The organism is Amycolatopsis sp. NPDC003676, assembly GCF_053587275.1.
Genome location: NZ_JBSFNS010000254.1, coordinates 1 through 1,843 on the forward strand (window position 1 = coordinate 1; position 1,843 = coordinate 1,843).

General features: G+C 68.1%; 3 protein-coding genes and 1 pseudogene. 1 reads left to right on the plus strand and 3 read right to left on the minus strand.

From position 1 onward, the window contains the following. On the minus strand, positions 1-194 hold a 194-nt coding region (locus tag ACWDNU_RS45370; RefSeq protein WP_449673391.1), incomplete at its 3' end, for a hypothetical protein. A 110-nt stretch (positions 195-304) separates the two neighbouring features. Here ACWDNU_RS45370 and ACWDNU_RS45375 point away from each other — a divergent pair. Next, positions 305-817 carry a hypothetical protein gene (locus ACWDNU_RS45375; protein WP_355274775.1) on the plus strand — a complete coding sequence of 171 codons (513 nt, stop codon included), beginning with the start codon at positions 305-307 and terminating at the stop codon, positions 815-817. A 12-nt stretch (positions 818-829) separates the two neighbouring features. Here ACWDNU_RS45375 and ACWDNU_RS45380 read toward each other — a convergent pair whose 3' ends face one another. Next, positions 830-1,588: an ESX secretion-associated protein EspG gene (locus ACWDNU_RS45380; RefSeq protein ID WP_355274777.1), complete on the minus strand. Its 759-nt coding sequence runs from the start codon at positions 1,586-1,588 to the stop codon at positions 830-832. Between the two features lie 34 nt (positions 1,589-1,622). Continuing rightward, a pseudogene (locus ACWDNU_RS45385) lies at positions 1,623-1,843 on the minus strand (hypothetical protein); the annotation flags it as partial.

A 1,843-nucleotide genomic window follows, 5' to 3' on the forward strand; every position in this document is an offset into this window, starting at 1 on the left:
TACGGGCCAGGTCGCGCAGGTGTCGAGTTCGTGCGCGTCGGGCGAGCTGCCGGTGAGGAACGGTGCGCCGGTAAGCATTTGGCTGTGCGCGGCGGCCGAAGAAGGCGATCAATACGGCGCTTGCCGAGCTCGATATCGACCTTTTCGAAGTCGAGGAAGTGCACCGAGGGCATCGTTGGGGTGTTGTCCGTCATCGGGCGACCGGTGACACGATTGCCATTTGGTCGACCCCACGCGTACCCGAGGACAACGCTGATGCCATCCGACGGTTCGCGCGGCAACACACCGACACGAAGGAATCGATATGAGTCACCACGAGTTCACGCTGGTACTCGATCACACACCGACCGACGACGAACTCGACGCGCTGTACGACGCCGGGCTCGACGACACGACGCCGGAGTTCGGGCCACGAACCACCCCGGTACTGCACGTACATCGCGATGCCGATTCGCTGGCATCGGCCATCATCAGCGCGGTCGGGCAGACGGAAGCGGCGGGGTTCGCCGTGGTGGGTGTCCGGACCGAGAACCTCGTGACGCTCAAGACGATCGCGGGCAGGACCAACCGGACCTATGAAGCCGTTCGCAGGCTTGCCAACGGCGAGCGGGGGCCCGGCGGGTTCCCGGCCGCGATGAGCGGCGATGGCTACGCCCTGTACTCCTGGACAGAAGTCGCGCGCTGGTTCGCCGAGCACTACGGGATCCCGGACACGACGACTCGATACGACCGAATTATCGCAGCAGCAGACCATCTGGTGCGTGCTCGTCGACTACTGGGTGGCGAGGCCGGGGAACTCACGGCACTCGCCAGTTGAGCGGCGCGGTGGTCAGTGGGGGCGGTAGGTGCCGGTGCGGGCCTTGGTGGCGGTGGTGGTGAGGATCGAGGCGAGGGTGGTGTGGAGGCGGGTGGGGGTGGTGGGTTTGGCGATGAAGGTGGATTCGCCGTAGAAGACGTAGCGGCCGTCGTTGGTGAGGTCGTGGAGCTGGAAGTCGTCGCGGCCCTCGGTGTGGCGGTTGTCGACGCTGGCGTGCGCGTAGACGCCGATGTGGGTGAGGGTGTCGGTGGGTTTGGCGAGGAAGGTTTCGAGTTGTTCGCGCGGGGTGGGGTTCCAGCGGTCGCGGACATGCGGGCGGGGGGCCGCGAGTTCGGCTGCGGTGACTTTGATTTCACGGCCGGTGCCGGGGCCGACCTTGGGGAGGGTGGACAGCACGGCGGCGGCCAGGTCGTCGGGGGCCATCAGGTGCAGCGCGATGTCGCCCGGGTCGGATTCCTCACCGGGGGCCTGAACGGCCAAGGCGGCGTAGGTGTCCCGGGTTCCGCCGTGCGCGCGGATCGTTCGTGTGGTGCCGCACGCGCCCGCCACTTCGACGCGCGCGTGCGGCGCCAGCAACGCGGCCATGGCGGCGTCGAGGTCGCTGTCGAACTCGGCCATCATGTTCTCGGCGGCCTTGCTGCGCAGCCGGAGGATCTCCGCCCGGGATTCGACACCGACGTGGCGGTGGTGCAGGGGGTACGGCAGGACGTCGCGGCCCGCCGCTTCCCACAGGGTGCGGAAGTCTAGAGCGGTGAGATGCCAGGTACGCACGGGAGATCTACTCTGTTCCATCAGGTTTCGCGATTCAGTCGGCGCCGATGACGGGCGGCACCAGCTTGGGCAGGTTGTCCAGACCGGTGAGTTCGTCACCGTGTTCCTGGGTGACCAGGTAGTCGGGAATGCCCCTGGTGGATTCGTCGTCCTTGCCACCGCCCCTGGCGCCAGGGGCGCCCATGCCCGGCATGCCGGCCCGGCCCGCGGCACCGCTGCCCGCGCCCGCCGCCCGCGCGCCCGCTGTCGTGGTGC